The sequence below is a fragment of the Streptomyces purpurogeneiscleroticus genome, assembly GCF_020024005.1.
In the GTDB taxonomy this organism is placed as follows: Bacteria; Actinomycetota; Actinomycetes; order Streptomycetales; family Streptomycetaceae; genus Streptomyces; species Streptomyces purpurogeneiscleroticus.
Genome location: NZ_NHSG01000251.1, coordinates 17,145 through 30,920 on the forward strand (window position 1 = coordinate 17,145; position 13,776 = coordinate 30,920).

The following is a 13,776-nucleotide window of genomic DNA, read 5'->3' on the forward strand; positions in this document are numbered from 1 at the left end:
CATGCGTGTGGGATTTCTGCGGGCCGTCGGGGCAGCGACGGCCGTCTACGGGCTGGCGGTCGCGGCCCGTCCCGAACTGCTCGCCAGGCCCTCCGGGCTGGTGGACGACGACGGCCGGACGGCACCGGCGACCCGTATCGCGCTGCGCCCGCTGGCCTGGCGCGACGCGGCGAGCGGGCTCGCCATGCTGTGCGCGCCGCGTGACGGAGCAGCGCTCCGGACGGCCGCACTGGTGCGGATCGCGGCAGACTTCGGCGACGCGGCGCTCCTGGGCGTGTCCCTGCCCGACCGTGGTACGCGGCGGAAAGCGGTGGCGGTGTCCCTCGGGTGGGGCGCCCTGTCCGTCATCGGCCTGCTCACCACCCGCCGCGAAGACCACCGGGGACCCGCAGTACACGGCAGGGCGGACGCTGCACGGTCCGTGTGACGTCCGGGCGGAGTTATCCACAGGGCTGCCGGATTCGGCGGAGAGACGGAACACTGGGCGTACAAAGCGATCATCGCTGGAGGGGGATCCAGATGACGGGCTCACCGGCTGTCCTGCGCGACGCCCATCGCGCGGATGCGGACGCGCTGTTGAGGCGCGCGGTCGAGGAAGAGGTACGCCGCTCGGGCGGGCGCATCGACGAGGGCGTCCTGCTCGGCAGGGCCCGCGACGCGCTGGACCAGCTGGCGGCCGGCGCCGCCGAGGAGTACGGCGCGTATGTGCGCGCGCTGGACGAAGCGGCGGCGGCGCGGCGGCCGCTGACGGAGCGCCTGACGCGCAAGGAGACGGGCACGCCCGCGGTGGTCACGCTGGTCGCGGCGGTCGCCGCCGTCGCCGCCGACCTCGCGTACGGCACGGGCCCGGGGACCGCGCTGGGCACGGGTGCCGCGGTCGCGGTCGCGGGAGCCGCGGCGACGGTCCTGAAGCTGACCGCGGGACACTGGCCGGCCGCCCACCAACAGGCGGGGATGCGCGGCCAGCCGGGCGGCCCCGAGCAGCTGCGGCTGCAGTGGCTGACGGCCCTGGAGGTACGCGGCATCCGCCCGTTCCTGGACCAGCAGCGGATGCTGACGGCGGCGACGAGGAACAGCGGGGCGGGCAGCGGCAAGAGCGCCGGGACGGCCGGGCGCGGGCCGCAGCTGCGCGGCGGCGACCGCAGCGCGGCGGCCCGCCGGCGGTCGGTGCTGGCCGAGTCCTTCCACCATCTCCCGGACCCGCAGGGCCCGTTCGCCGGCCGCCGGTCCCAGCTGACGCAGATCACCCAGTGGGTGCACGCCGCCCGCGCCAGTACGGAGACCAAGCCGACGGTGGTGGTGCTGCACGGCGAGCCGGGCTCCGGGCGGACGGCGCTCGCGGTGCGGGCCGCGCGGCAGCTGCGCGACCAGTTCCGCGGGGCGTGCGTGGTGGACCTGCGCGGCGAGACCCCGGGCGAGACCCCGCTGCCCACCCGGGACGCCCTGCTGCACCTGCTGAACCGCCTCGGGGCGCCGCGCGAGCAGCTGCTCTTCCGTGAGCGGCCCTCACCGGAGCAGCACGTGAAGCGGCTGACGGAGCTGTACCACCAGCATCTGACCAACCTCCCGGTGGTGGTCCTGCTCGACGACGCCACCGACCCGGAGCAGGTCCGCACGCTGGTGCCGGACCGTTCGGAGTCCCTGGTGCTGGTGACGGCGCGGGAGCCGCTGGAGCTGCCGGACGGGCTGCCGGCGTGGGTGCATCAGCTGCCGGTGGGCCCGCTGGACGCCGCGGGCGTCGAGGAGCTGCTGCGCGCCGCCGGTCCGGAGGCGGAGAGTGCGGCCGGGCCGTACGACCCGCAGGCCCTGGAGCGGATCGGTGAGCTGTGTGCGGGGCTGCCGCTGCCGCTGCGGGTGGCGGGCTCCTCGCTGGACCGGCGCGAGCCCGCCACGCTGGCGGCGGACCTGGCGGCGTACGGCCCGGTGACGGCCGTGGAGCGGGCCCTGTGGCTGCGGTACACGGACCAGTCCGACGCCGAGCGGCGGCTGCTGCGCCGGCTGGCGCTGGTCGGCCGGGCCAGCCTGGGCGCAGCAGCGGCGGCGGCGCTGCTGGGCGTCGAGGAGGAGGAAGCGGAGCTGCGGCTGGGCCGGCTGGCCGAGGCCGGGCTGGTCGAGCACGTCCGCGGCAGCCGGTACCGCCTGCACTCCCAGGTGCACCGCTTCGCGCACGCCCGGCTGCTGGACGAGGAGGACCCGGCCGAGCGGTCCACCGCCCAGGAACGGCTGATGCGCAGCTATGCCGAGCTCGCGGACTCCGTCATCCGCCTGGTGGACGGCAACACCTCCACCCGCGCCGACCGCTTCGGCCCGCACGGCTTCACCTCGCTCGACGCGGCGCTGCAGTGGCTGGACGACGAGACCAGCTTCATCACGGCCGCGCTGCGCCACGCCGACCAGGACGTGGACCAGGCCACGCTCTCCCACCTCCTCGGCGCGCTCGCCGACTACTGCCTGCTCCGCGGCGACCTGTACCGCCTGGGCGAGCTGAACGAGCTGACGAAGGCCGCCGACAAGGGCCTGCTGGCCCGCTCGGTCCAGTGGCGCACGGGCGTCGCGGCCCGTCAGCTCGGCGAGCTGGACAAGGCCCGTACGACGCTGTCCTCGGTGGTCGACCTGTACTTCGAGGCGGAGCACCCGGCGGGCGCGGCGCGCGCCCTGCGCGACCTGGGCATCACCCTCCAGCAGCAGGGCAATCTCACCGAGGCGGCGGCGAAGCTTCGGGAGGCCCTGGCGATGCAGAGCGGCGACGCCATGCGCGGTGACCGCGCGTGGACGCTGCACGCGCTGGCGGCGGTGGAGCGGGACCGGGCGCAGCTGGCCGAGGCGTTCGCGCTGCTCGACGAGGCGCTGGAGCTGCACCGGGAGAGCGAGAGTCTGCACGGCCAGGCGTGGGCGCACTTCCAGCTCGGCCAGGCGTGTCTGCGCCAGGGCGATGTGCCGCGGGCCGAGCGCGAGCTGCAGGAGGCGCTGGAGCTGTACGGCCGCACGCAGGACGAGCGCGGCGAGGCGTGGGCGATGACCCAGCTGGCCCGGGCCCGGCTGGTGGACGGCGACCCGGGCCCCGCGGTGGACCAGCTGCGCCAGGCCCTGCCGCTGCACCGCCGGCACGAGGACGCCCGGGGCGAGGCGTGGACGCTGTACTACCTCGGCCAGGCCCTGGAGGAGAACGGCGACAAGGACGAGGGCGTGCGGCAGCTGGACCGGGCGCGCACGATGTTCAGCCGGATGCAGGACGGGTACGGCCTGGCCTGCGCCCGGCACCACTCCGGGCGGATCACCCGTGATCTGCGGGCCGCGCAGACCGGATCGCTGCGCAACAGCGGCTTCGCGCGCCAGCTGCTGCAGGACGCCCGCCGGGACTTCCAGCGGATCGGGGTGCCGCACAGCGAGGCGTGGTCCTGCCTGGAGCTGGCGGTCATCGACGCGGGGAACGGCCGGAGCGCGCAGGCCCTGGAGCTGGCCGACGAGGCGGCGGAGATCTTCGCCGGCTACGGCGACCGGCGCGGCGAGGACTGGGCCCGCTTCCTGCGCTGCACGCTGCTGCCGCTGGCTTCGCCGGGCGGCTCGGTGGTGGGCACGGCCGTCGCCCAGGAGGAGCTGGCGGAGCTGCGGCGCTCCCCGCACCCGGCCCGCGACTCCAAGCTGGAGGACTGCGCCGAGGCGTACGCCGTGCTGCTGGACCGCGGTGTCGAGCCGGAGGCCGGCTGGCAGGCATGGCGCCTGGGCATGGTCCCGACCCGCCACGCCCGCGAAATCATGGGCGTCCCCGTGGAGTCGATACGCAGGACGGACGGGCCGCGGACGACACCGTCGTAACGGACCGCGCCCCCGCAACAGGCGAGCGCGCAGCCCGCTGCGGGGTGGGGGCGGCCCGCCGCCCAGGGCAGCGCGAAGCCCGGCCGGGCGGTATGCCTGACCGGCCGGGCGGCGCGGGGCCGCGCGGAACGGGACGGGCAGCAGCCACCGGGGGTGGCCGCCGCCCCCGCTCAGCTGGTCTTCGGAGCCCCCTCGGCCGGAGCCGCCGGGGCAGCGGTGCTCTTCGCCGAGGCCGCCGAGGCAGCGGTGCTCTTCTCCGGCGCCTCCGCCCCGTCACCGCCGTCGGTACCGGCCGCGTCACCGCCGTCGGCACCGGCCGCGGCGCCGCCGTCGGCACCGGCCGCGGCGCCGCCCTTGGCGGTCGCCGCGTCCGGCTGCTGCTCGAAGTCGACCTTCCGCATGTGCTTGTTCATCGACTTCATCAGCAGCCAGACGGCGCCGCCGATGACCGCGAAGACGATGAAGCCAAGGACTCCGGGGGTCACCTTGTTCTCGTCCAGCTCCTTGGCAAGGGGGACGAGATGAGTCATGGCGAGGGTGCTGGTCGCGCTCATCATGAGGTCAATTGTTGCGGATGCCCGCGAAGAGGTCGTCCTCGGGGAGGGAGGTGTCCACCAGAGACTTGGCGAGCTCGTACTCCTCGGTGGGCCAGACCTCCTTCTGGATCTCCATCGGGACGCGGAACCACCCGCCGTCGGGGTCGATCTGCGTGGCGTGCGCGATCAGCGCCTTGTCCCGGATCTCGAAGAAGTCCGCGCAGGGGATGTAGGTGGTCAGCGTGCGCTCGGCGCGCTCGAAGGACTTCCAGCGCTCCAGCCACTCGCCGTACGGCGACTCCATGCCGCGCTCCAGCAGCGCCTCGTGGAGCGCGACCGTGCGCGGCCGGTTGAAGCCCTGGTTGTAGTAGAGCTTCAGCGGCTGGTAGGGCTCGCCCGCGTCCGGGTACTTCGAGGCGTCACCCGCCGCCTCGAAGGCCACCATCGAGATCTTGTGGGTCATGATGTGGTCGGGGTGCGGGTAGCCGCCGTTCTCGTCGTACGTCGTGATGACCTGCGGCTTGAACGAACGGATCAGCTTCACCAGCGGCTCGGCCGCGGCTTCGACGTCCTGGAGCGCGAAGCAGCCCTCGGGCAGCGGCGGCAGCGGGTCGCCCTCGGGCAGCCCGGAGTCCACGAAGCCCAGCCACTCCTGCTTGACGCCCAGGATCTCCCGGGCCTCGTCCATCTCCTTCTTGCGCACCTCGTGGATGTGCGCCTCGATGTACGGGTCGCCCTGGAGCTTGGGATTGAGGATGTCGCCGCGCTCTCCCCCGGTGCAGGTAGCGACCAGCACGTCCACCCCCTCGGACACGTACTTGGCCATGGTGGCCGCGCCCTTGCTCGACTCATCGTCGGGGTGGGCGTGCACCGCCATCATTCGCAGCTGCTCAGTCAAGACTCGATCCTCAGTCAAGGGTCATGGGACGCCGTGGAACGACGCCTTCTATAGTGACCGAAGCGAGGGGGCATTTAATTCCAGGTCCCCCGTACCAGGAGGAAGATCATGGCCGCGGTGCGCGACGGACTGCCCGACGGACGGTACGGCCGTACCGCCGACGAGCGAGCCGACCGCAAGCTCAAGGTCATCGGCGCGGTGCTGGGCGCCGCGCTGGTCGCCATGGTCGCCTGGTTCGGGATCTCCTACATCACCGAGCAGGACCTCAGCGGCCGCCTGGTCACGTACAAGGTCGTCTCCGACACCACGGTGCAGGCGCACCTGGAGGTCGTGAAGGACACCGGCGCCAAGGGCGTGTGCACGCTCCGCTCGCAGTCCGCCGACGGCGCCGAGGTCGGCCGCAAGGACGTCCCGGTGGATCAGGCGAAGAGCCAGGTCGACACGGTGATCACGATCCGGACGACGGCCCGGGCGACCAACGCCGAGCTGGTCGGCTGTACGACCTCGGACGCCCTGGGCGCAAGTAGCTGAAAGCCGGCTTCCGGCCCCCGTTCCGGGACGCGCCCGGAATCGCCACCCGGCCTTCCTGACCAGCGGTGACGTGTTTTTTGCGGTTTACCGCTCCCCCTTTTGTGCCGTAATTGTTAGGCTCGTGGTTTCGCCCACCCGAGAAGGCGCAAGCCTTCCTGGTAGGGCGTTTGATTTATCCCCAGTACCGACGAGGAGCACCTGTGACCCAGACCAGCGACAACGTCACCTGGCTGACCCAGGAGGCGTACGACCAGCTCAAGGCCGAGCTGGAGTACCTGTCTGGTCCCGCACGCGCCGAGATCACCGAAAAGATCGCGGCGGCCCGCGAGGAAGGTGACCTGAAGGAGAACGCCGGGTACCACGCGGCCAAGGAAGAGCAGGGCAAGCAGGACCTCCGCATGCGCCAGCTCAAGCAGCTGCTGGAAACCGCGAAGGTCGGCGAGGCCCCCGCTGCCGCCGGTGTCGTGGCCCCCGGCACGGTCGTCACCATCGCGTTCGACGGAGACCCGGACGACACGCTGACGTTCCTGCTGGCTTCGCGGGAGTACGCGAGCTCGGACATCGAGACCTACTCCCCGCAGTCCCCACTGGGCACCGGGGTCAACGGGAAGAAGATCGGCGAGACCGCGGAGTACGAGCTGCCCAACGGCAAGAAGGCGGCCGTGAAGATCCTGGAGGCCAAGCCCTACACGGGCTGAGCCGCACGGCCACGGCCGGCACGGCCGCGCCTGTCACGCGCGGCGGCCGCACAGCAGCACCGAAGGGCCCGGGTCGGTCGACCCGGGCCCTTCGCCATGCCCGCACGCGCCGCGCGCCCGGACGTGCCCCCACGCGCCGCGCGCCGCGCCCGCTCACGCCGTCGCCGACCGGTACTTCCGTACCGCCAGCGTGCGGAAGACCGCGATGATGACGACCGACCACAGCACCGAGGCCAGGATCGGGTGCTGCATGGGCCAGGCGTCCGGCACCGGATAGCCGGGCGGCAGATTGCCGAAGAGGTCGCGTGCGGCCTGCACCGTGGCGCTGAACGGGTTCCACTCGGCGATGTGCTGCAGGAACGTCGGCATCGAATCCGAGGGCACGAACGCGTTCGAGACGAAGGTCAGCGGGAAGAGCCAGATCAGGCCGCCGGAGGTCGCCGCCTCCGGGGTCCGCACGGACAGCCCGATCAGCGCCCCGATCCACGAGAAGGCGTACCCCAGCAGGAGCAGCAGGCCGAACCCGGCCAGCACCTTCCCGAAGTTCTCGTGCGTGCGCCAGCCGATGATCAGCGCGACGGCCGCGAGCACGACGAGGGTGAGCGCCGTCTGTACGAGGTCGGCGAGGGTGCGCCCGGTGAGGACCGCGCCGCGGGCCATCGGGAGCGAGCGGAAGCGGTCGATCAGGCCCTTGTGCATGTCGTCCGCGATGCCGGCGCCCGCGCCCGCCGTGGCGAAGGTGACGGTCTGCGCGAAGATGCCCGCCATCAGAAAGGCGCGGTACTGCGCGGGGTCGATCGGCCCCTGCTGGCCCGGCAGCTGGATCGCGCCGCCGAAGACGTAGCTGAACAGCACGACGAACATGATCGGCTGCACCAGTCCGAAGATCACCATCTCCGGGATGCGCAGCATTCTGATGAGGTTGCGCCGGGCGACCACGAGCGAGTCCCGTACGGACTGTCCGACGCCGCCGTGCGGCTGCGGCGCACCGGCCCGCCGGGACGCCTCCGTGATGATGCTCATGCGCCCTCCTCCTCTTCGGCCGGTGTCTCGGCCGCGTGGCCGGTCAGCGAGATGAAGACGTCGTCCAGGGTCGGCCGGCGCAGCCCGATGTCGTCGATCTCGACGCCCCGGGTGTCCAGCTCGCGGATCACCTCGGCTAGCAGCTTCGCGCCGCCGCTGACCGGCACGGTGATTCTGCGGGTGTGCTGCTCGACCTTGGTCCCGCCCTTGCCGAAGCCGCGCAGCACCTCGTCGGCGGTGCCCAGCTGCTCGGGCGTGTGCACGACGACCTCGACGCGTTCGCCGCCGGTCTGCGCCTTGAGCTGGTCGGAGGTGCCGCGCGCGATGACCCGGCCGTGGTCGACCACGCAGATGTCGTGCGCGAGGTGGTCGGCCTCTTCGAGGTACTGGGTGGTGAGCAGCAGCGTCGTACCGCCCGCGACCAGCTCCTGGATGACGTCCCACAGCTGCTGGCGGTTGCGCGGGTCCAGGCCGGTGGTCGGCTCGTCCATGAACATCACGGGCGGGCTGACGACCAGCGCGGCGGCCAGGTCCAGGCGGCGCCGCATGCCGCCGGAGTAGGTCTTCGCGGGCCGGTCGCCCGCGTCGGCGAGGTGAAACCGGTCGAGCAGTTCGCCGGCCCGCGCCTTCGCCGCCTTCGCACCCATCTGGTACAGCCGGCCGACCATGGTCAGGTTCTCGCGGCCGGTCAAGTACTCGTCCACGGCGGCGAACTGGCCGGACAGGCCGATCGCGCGCCGCACTTCGTTGGGGTGTTTCAGTACGTCGATCCCGGCCACCTCCGCCGTGCCGCGGTCGGGCCGCAGCAGGGTCGTCAGAACCCGGACGGTGGTGGTCTTGCCGGCGCCGTTCGGGCCGAGCAGACCGAGGACGGTTCCTTCGGGGACGTCGAGGTCGACGCCGTCCAGAGCCCTGACTTCGCCGAAGGTCTTCACGAGACCCTCGGCGTGAATAGCGCCTGGCATCTAGGCACTCCCGGGGTTGGTTTTCGGGGTAAATCTTACGTTTGCCGGACTTCACCCGCCCAGCGGGCGACCGGCGCCGCAGGACGCCACGATTGCGCCACAGGACGAGGCCGCTCCGGCCCGCCTTTCAGCGACCGTTCCCCGGATGTTACCGAGAACGCGATACATCGCGATATCCCGGCAGTCCTTCTTGCCCTCCGTACTCATGCCAGCGGCCGATGCCCCGGGGGACATCGGCCGCAGCGGTGTACGTCGCGTTCCGGCGGTCAGGCGATCACCGTGTATCCCGCCTCCTGGAGCGCCGTGCCGACCTCCGTGCAGTGCTCCGGGCCCTGCGTCTCCAGGTGCAGTTCGACCTCGGCCTCCGTGATGCCGAGCCGCGGATCGGTCCGTACATGGCTCACGTCGAGCACATTGGCGTCCGCCTCGGACAGCACGCCCAGCAGCGTCGCGAGCGCGCCCGGGCGGTCCGTCAGGCGCAACCGCAGCGACAGGTAGCGGCCGGCCGCCGCCATGCCGTGCCGCAGGATGCGCTGGGTGAGGAGCGGGTCGACATTGCCGCCGGAGAGCACCGCGACCACCGGTCCCTGGAACGCCGCCGGCTCTGACAGCAGCGCGGCGACCGGGCTCGCGCCCGCCGGCTCCACGACCATCTTCGCCCGCTCCAGGCAGAGCAGCAGGGCGCTGGAGAGCGCGTCCTCGGAGACCGTACGGACCTCGTCGACCAGCTCGCCGATGATCCCGAAGGGCACGTCTCCCGGCCGCCCGACCTTGATGCCGTCCGCCATCGTGGCCGGCGACTCGATCGAGACGGGGCGCCCGGCGGCGAGCGAGGGCGGGTACGCGGCGGCGCCCGCCGCCTGCACGCCGACGATCCGCACATCGGGGCGTACCGCCTTCACGGCGACCGCGACCCCTGCGGCGAGCCCGCCGCCCCCGATGCCGACCACGATCGTGCGGACCTCGGGGCACTGCTCCAGGATCTCCAGGCCGACCGTGCCCTGCCCGGCGATGATGTCGCGGTGGTCGAAGGGGTGGATGAAGACCGCGCCCGTCTCACGGGCGTACTCCTGCGCCGCGGCCAGCGTCTCGTCGACGACCTGACCGTGCAGCCGCACCTCGGCGCCGTAGTCGCGGGTCGCGGCGACCTTGGGCAGCGGGGCCCCTTCCGGCATGAAGACGGTCGAGCGGACGCCCAGCAGGGACGCGGCCAGCGCCACGCCCTGCGCGTGATTGCCGGCGCTCGCGGCCACCACTCCGCAGGAACGTTCCTCCGCCGAGAGTCCGGCGATCCGCACGTACGCCCCGCGGATCTTGAACGAGCCGGTGCGCTGGAGGTTCTCGCACTTGAAGTGCACCGGCGCGCCCACCAGCCCGGACAGGTAGCGGCTGCCCTCCATGGCGGTGGACCGGCTCACCCCGGACAGCAGCTTCTGCGCTCCGATGATGTCGTCAAGCGTGACGGCGGGAAGCACCCCTGCGTCTGCGGCGGCCTGCGGAGCGGCGGCGGCCGCCGCGGGGCCGGTGGCTCCGGATGCGGCGGAAGCGGGCGTCTGCGGCGTGTGATCGGCCATGGCGCCAGTCTTACAGCTCGCGCCGCCGCGGGCGCCCGCGGCCCGGAGAGCCGCCCCGCGGCCGTACATCTTTGGTCAGCGCCGGTACGGTCCCCGCGTGGGCCGCGTACTCTGTCCCCCAATCCGTACGCACCCCCATGAAGCGAGCAACCGGCCATGCCCACCTCTTCGGACATGACGACCCACACCGACCCCGCTCTTCTTGACGCGCTGCAACATCAAGTGGCCGTCTTCGCCCGACGCGCCGAGCAGAGCCGGCTCGGCGGGGTCGGGCAGGCGCGCAACTCCATGGACCGCGCCGCCTACCTGCTGCTCAACCGGCTCGACCAGGAGGGCGCGATGGGCGTCAAGGCCCTGGCCGCCGGCATGGGCATCGACTCCTCCACGGTCACCCGTCAGGTCGCGCCGCTGGTCGACGCGGGCCTGGTCACCCGCGCCTCGCACCCGGAGGACGGGCGCGCGGTCGTTCTGCAGCTCTCCGAGCGCGGCCGGGCCCGCCTGGAAGAGGTGCGCGCGTCGCGCCGCGAGCTGATGGCGCTGGTCACGGAGGAGTGGAGCGAGGAGGAGCGCAACGCCTTCACCACGCTCCTGACCCGCTTCAACACCTCGCTCTCGACGGTGACGGCGTCGCTGTCCCCGGGGACGCCCGCGTCCTGAGGAGCGTCCGGGCGCGGCTCCACGGGCCGTACCGCCTGCCGCACGGCTCTTGACCTCCTGCCCGCCCTGCCGTGCCATGGAGCCATGGCCGGGCCGCCGGGCCCGCGAGCCGGGAGGCGCTGTGCGAGAGCGGCGGGCAGCTCTGGAGCGCCGCCGCGCCCAGGAATTCGAAGCCTTCGTGGCGGGCGCGGCGGGCCGGCTGCTGCACACGGCCACGCTGCTGACCGGAGAACCGTCCGGCGCCCCGGCCCCCGCCGCCGAAGAACTGCTGACCGCCGCGCTGTCCCGTACGTACGCGTCCTGGGACCGGCTGCGCGGCGAGGACCCCTACGACCGCACCCGCCAGGAGCTGGCCGGGCACTTCGCCCGTACGGCGTGGCGCCACCGGCGGCCGCGCGGCGGCCTGCTGGACCGGCTCGGCCCGCAGGAACGGCTGGTTCTCGTCCTGCGGCTGTACGAGGGCGTCGCCGAGGAGCAGACCGCGGCCCTACTGGGACTGCCCGCCGAGCGGGTGCACGCGCTGTGCCTGCACGCGATCGCGGAAATGCGCAGCACGAGGCGCGGCGCCGGGCCGCGGGCGGTGGCTTCGTGAGTCCACGCGTCGCGGCCGGGGCGGTGGCGTCGTGAGTGCGCCCGACCGCAAGGAGGCGGAGGTGCGGCGGATGCTCGACGGGCCGCACCCCCTCGTCCCGCCCGACCTCGCGCTGCGGGCCGCCGCGCGCGGCCGCCGGCTGCTGCGGCGGCGGCGCCGGCTGGAGCTGGCCGGCTGGCTGCTGCTCTTCCTCGCGGCCGTGGCGTTCACGTACTGGGCCGCCACGCAGCAGCCGTGGATGCCGCCGCCGACGCGGACGACGCCCCCGCTGGAGGGGTGGTGACCCGGACCCGCCGAGCCCAGCCGGGCGCCGCCGCACGCGGGGCGGCGCACCGGAGCACAGGTACCGCCTAGCCCAGCGCCTGCGTCAGATCCGCGAGCAGGTCGTCGACGGACTCGATGCCGACCGAGAGCCGTACGAGGTCGGCCGGAACCTCCAGCGCGGAGCCCGCCGCCGAGGCGTGCGTCATCCGGCCCGGGTGCTCGATCAGCGACTCCACGCCACCCAGCGACTCGCCCAGCGTGAACAGCCGCGCCCGGTCGCAGACGTCCACCGCGGCCTGCTCCCCGCCCGCGACCTGGAAGGACACCATGCCCCCGAAGGACCGCATCTGCTTGGCGGCGGTCTCGTGGCCGGGGTGGTCCGGCAGCCCCGGGTAGTACACCTTGGTCACCTTCGGGTGCGCCGCCAGCAGCTCGGCGACCCGCGCCGCGTTGGCGCTGTGCCGGTCCATCCGTACGGCGAGCGTCTTGATGCCGCGCATCACCAGCCAGGCGTCGAACGGCCCGGCGATCGCGCCCATCGCGTTCTGGTGGAAGGCCAGTTCCTCGCCCAGCGCGTCGTCGTCGACGACGAGCGCGCCGCCCACCACGTCCGAGTGGCCGCCCATGTACTTGGTCGTCGAGTACACGACCACGTCGGCGCCGAGCGCGAGCGGCTGCTGGAGGTAGGGGCTGGCGAAGGTGTTGTCCACGACGAGCTTGGCGCCCGCGGTGCGCGCGACGTCGGCGAGGGCCGCGATGTCGGTGATGCCGAGCAGCGGGTTACTGGGCGTCTCGACCCAGATCGCCTTGGTACGCGGCCGGACCGCCTCCCGTACGGCCCGCGGGTCGGAGGAGGAGGCGACCGACCACTCCACGCCCCAGCGCTCGGCGACCTTGGCGAAGAGGCGGAACGTGCCGCCGTACGCGTCATCAGGGATGACGACATGGTCACCGGGGACGAGCAGGGTACGCAGCAGGCAGTCCTCGGCGGCGAGGCCGGAGGCGAAGGCGAGGCCGCGGCGGCCGCCGTCCAGGGCCGCGAGATTCTCCTCCAGAGCCGTACGGGTCGGGTTGGCGCTGCGGCTGTATTCGTAACCGCCGCGCAGCCCGCCCACGCCGTCCTGCTTGTACGTGGAAACCTGGTAGATGGGCACCGATACCGCGCCGGTCGCCTGGTCGGCCTCCTGACCTGCGTGAATGGCGAGGGTTTCGAAGTGCTGATGGCGCTCTCCGCGCTGATCACTCATGGCTGACGAGGGTAGTCGTCCACAGGCTTGCACGCGGCCAGGAACTTTCTGCTTCGCTGGAGAGTGGAAAGAGAACAAGACACCGCGTCGCGTCCGCCCGACGCGGCCGACCCGACCGACCGACCCACTCAACCGACCCGACCGGCCCACGCAACCGGCCCCACCGACCTGGAAACGACTGACTGCTCATGGAAGCACTGCTCGCCCTTATCGCCCTCCTCGCGATCGCGGGGCTGATCGGCTACCCCCTGGCGCGGCGCCGGCGCACGCTCCAGCAGGCCGGCCGGGGCCTGGCGTCGGTCGCCGACCCCATGGCCGGGTACGGCTTCTTGCCCGCCGAGCAGCTGGACGCGCGGCTGCCCGGGCCCGACCCGGAGCTGACGGAGGCGCTGGAGGAGATCGCCCGCACACAGGACTGGCGGCCGGCGTCCCGGCTGCTGGCCGGCACCCCCGAGGGCGACGAGCGGCGCTGGCAGCGCGTGCAGTCCCTGGCGGGCGCCGCGGCGTTCGCGTCGGCGCCCGGCCAGGACGGCGCGCCGGGCCCGCACTCCGAGGCACCGGGCGGCTCCCCCGGCGGCATCTGGCTGCGCACGTGGCGCTCCGAGAAGCCCAAGGACTCCGGCGGCGCCCAGACGCACGCGCAGTTCCTGGTGGTCCAGGCCATGCGCGACCCCGGCTCGCAGGACTTCCGCATGATCCTGGAAGAGGCCCGCACGGTCTGCCAGGAGGCGCGGCTGCTGGCCCCCGGCAGCCCGGTCCCGTACATCATCGAACTGGCCGCGGCCCGTGGCCTCGGCGACCGCCGCCCCGACTACGAAGAGCTGTGGTCCAAGGTCGTCCAGCGCGCGCCGCAGCACATGGGCGCGCACCTCGCGGCGCTGCCGTACTGGTCGGAGAAGTGGCACGGCTCCAAGGAGGACGCCGACGCGTTCACCGAGCGCGCGGCCGCGGGCGCCCCCGCGAAGTCGCTCCTCC

The 13,776-nt window shown here is 73.1% G+C and carries 13 protein-coding genes and 1 pseudogene; 8 read left to right on the forward strand and 6 right to left on the reverse strand.

What is annotated here, in order from left to right; genetic code table 11:
• Position 1: 1 nt before the first annotated feature.
• Both CCS38_RS16195 and CCS38_RS16200 read left to right on the forward strand, forming a co-directional pair.
• Entirely contained in the window at positions 2 to 427 is a 426-nt protein-coding gene (locus CCS38_RS16195; RefSeq protein WP_223733983.1) for a hypothetical protein, read from the forward strand.
• A gap of 92 nt (positions 428 to 519) precedes the next feature.
• The gene (locus CCS38_RS16200) at positions 520 to 3,816 is read left to right on the forward strand and encodes a tetratricopeptide repeat protein (RefSeq protein ID WP_223733984.1); all 3,297 of its coding nucleotides are present in this window, start codon (positions 520 to 522) and stop codon (positions 3,814 to 3,816) included.
• A 314-nt stretch (positions 3,817 to 4,130) separates the two neighbouring features.
• Here the strand turns inward: CCS38_RS16200 and CCS38_RS16205 are convergent.
• Positions 4,131 to 4,370 (reverse strand): annotated as a pseudogene (locus CCS38_RS16205) (RAMP4 family protein); the annotation flags it as partial.
• Positions 4,371 to 4,377: 7 nt separating this feature from the next.
• Positions 4,378 to 5,250 (reverse strand): mycothiol conjugate amidase Mca, encoded by an 873-nt coding sequence (gene mca, locus CCS38_RS16210; protein WP_223733985.1) that lies wholly within the window; start codon positions 5,248 to 5,250, stop codon positions 4,378 to 4,380.
• Between the two features lie 108 nt (positions 5,251 to 5,358).
• Between mca and CCS38_RS16215 the strand changes: the two genes are divergently transcribed.
• Positions 5,359 to 5,781 (forward strand): DUF4307 domain-containing protein, encoded by a 423-nt coding sequence (locus CCS38_RS16215; RefSeq protein ID WP_223733986.1) that lies wholly within the window; start codon positions 5,359 to 5,361, stop codon positions 5,779 to 5,781.
• Between the two features lie 200 nt (positions 5,782 to 5,981).
• Positions 5,982 to 6,479, forward strand: a complete 498-nt coding sequence (gene greA, locus CCS38_RS16220; RefSeq protein WP_031062407.1) for a transcription elongation factor GreA — start codon at positions 5,982 to 5,984, stop codon at positions 6,477 to 6,479.
• Between the two features lie 153 nt (positions 6,480 to 6,632).
• On the opposite strand, the gene CCS38_RS16225 is transcribed toward greA, so the two are convergent.
• The 3 genes from CCS38_RS16225 to ilvA form a co-directional block, all read right to left on the reverse strand.
• Entirely contained in the window at positions 6,633 to 7,502 is an 870-nt protein-coding gene (locus CCS38_RS16225) for an ABC transporter permease (protein WP_223733987.1), read from the reverse strand.
• Positions 7,499 to 8,467, reverse strand: coding sequence for an ATP-binding cassette domain-containing protein (locus CCS38_RS16230; protein WP_223733988.1), 969 nt, complete (start codon positions 8,465 to 8,467; stop codon positions 7,499 to 7,501). The genes CCS38_RS16225 and CCS38_RS16230 overlap by 4 nt, the downstream gene beginning before the upstream one ends.
• 266 nt (positions 8,468 to 8,733) lie before the next feature.
• Positions 8,734 to 10,041 carry a threonine ammonia-lyase gene (gene ilvA, locus CCS38_RS16235; RefSeq protein WP_223733989.1) on the reverse strand — a complete coding sequence of 436 codons (1,308 nt, stop codon included), beginning with the start codon at positions 10,039 to 10,041 and terminating at the stop codon, positions 8,734 to 8,736.
• A 156-nt stretch (positions 10,042 to 10,197) separates the two neighbouring features.
• Between ilvA and CCS38_RS16240 the strand changes: the two genes are divergently transcribed.
• The 3 genes from CCS38_RS16240 to CCS38_RS16250 all read left to right on the forward strand — a co-directional run bounded on the left by CCS38_RS16240 (position 10,198) and on the right by CCS38_RS16250 (position 11,573).
• The gene (locus CCS38_RS16240) at positions 10,198 to 10,698 is read left to right on the forward strand and encodes a MarR family winged helix-turn-helix transcriptional regulator (protein WP_223733990.1); all 501 of its coding nucleotides are present in this window, start codon (positions 10,198 to 10,200) and stop codon (positions 10,696 to 10,698) included.
• 121 nt (positions 10,699 to 10,819) lie between these two features.
• The gene (locus CCS38_RS16245; RefSeq protein ID WP_223733991.1) at positions 10,820 to 11,290 is read left to right on the forward strand and encodes a sigma factor-like helix-turn-helix DNA-binding protein; all 471 of its coding nucleotides are present in this window, start codon (positions 10,820 to 10,822) and stop codon (positions 11,288 to 11,290) included.
• 31 nt (positions 11,291 to 11,321) lie between these two features.
• Positions 11,322 to 11,573, forward strand: coding sequence for a hypothetical protein (locus CCS38_RS16250; RefSeq protein WP_223733992.1), 252 nt, complete (start codon positions 11,322 to 11,324; stop codon positions 11,571 to 11,573).
• A 67-nt stretch (positions 11,574 to 11,640) separates the two neighbouring features.
• On the opposite strand, the gene CCS38_RS16255 is transcribed toward CCS38_RS16250, so the two are convergent.
• The gene (locus tag CCS38_RS16255; RefSeq protein ID WP_223733993.1) at positions 11,641 to 12,801 is read right to left on the reverse strand and encodes a cystathionine gamma-synthase; all 1,161 of its coding nucleotides are present in this window, start codon (positions 12,799 to 12,801) and stop codon (positions 11,641 to 11,643) included.
• 188 nt (positions 12,802 to 12,989) lie between these two features.
• Between CCS38_RS16255 and CCS38_RS16260 the strand changes: the two genes are divergently transcribed.
• A partial coding sequence (locus CCS38_RS16260) for a hypothetical protein (RefSeq protein ID WP_223733994.1) occupies positions 12,990 to 13,776 on the forward strand: 787 nt, incomplete at its 3' end.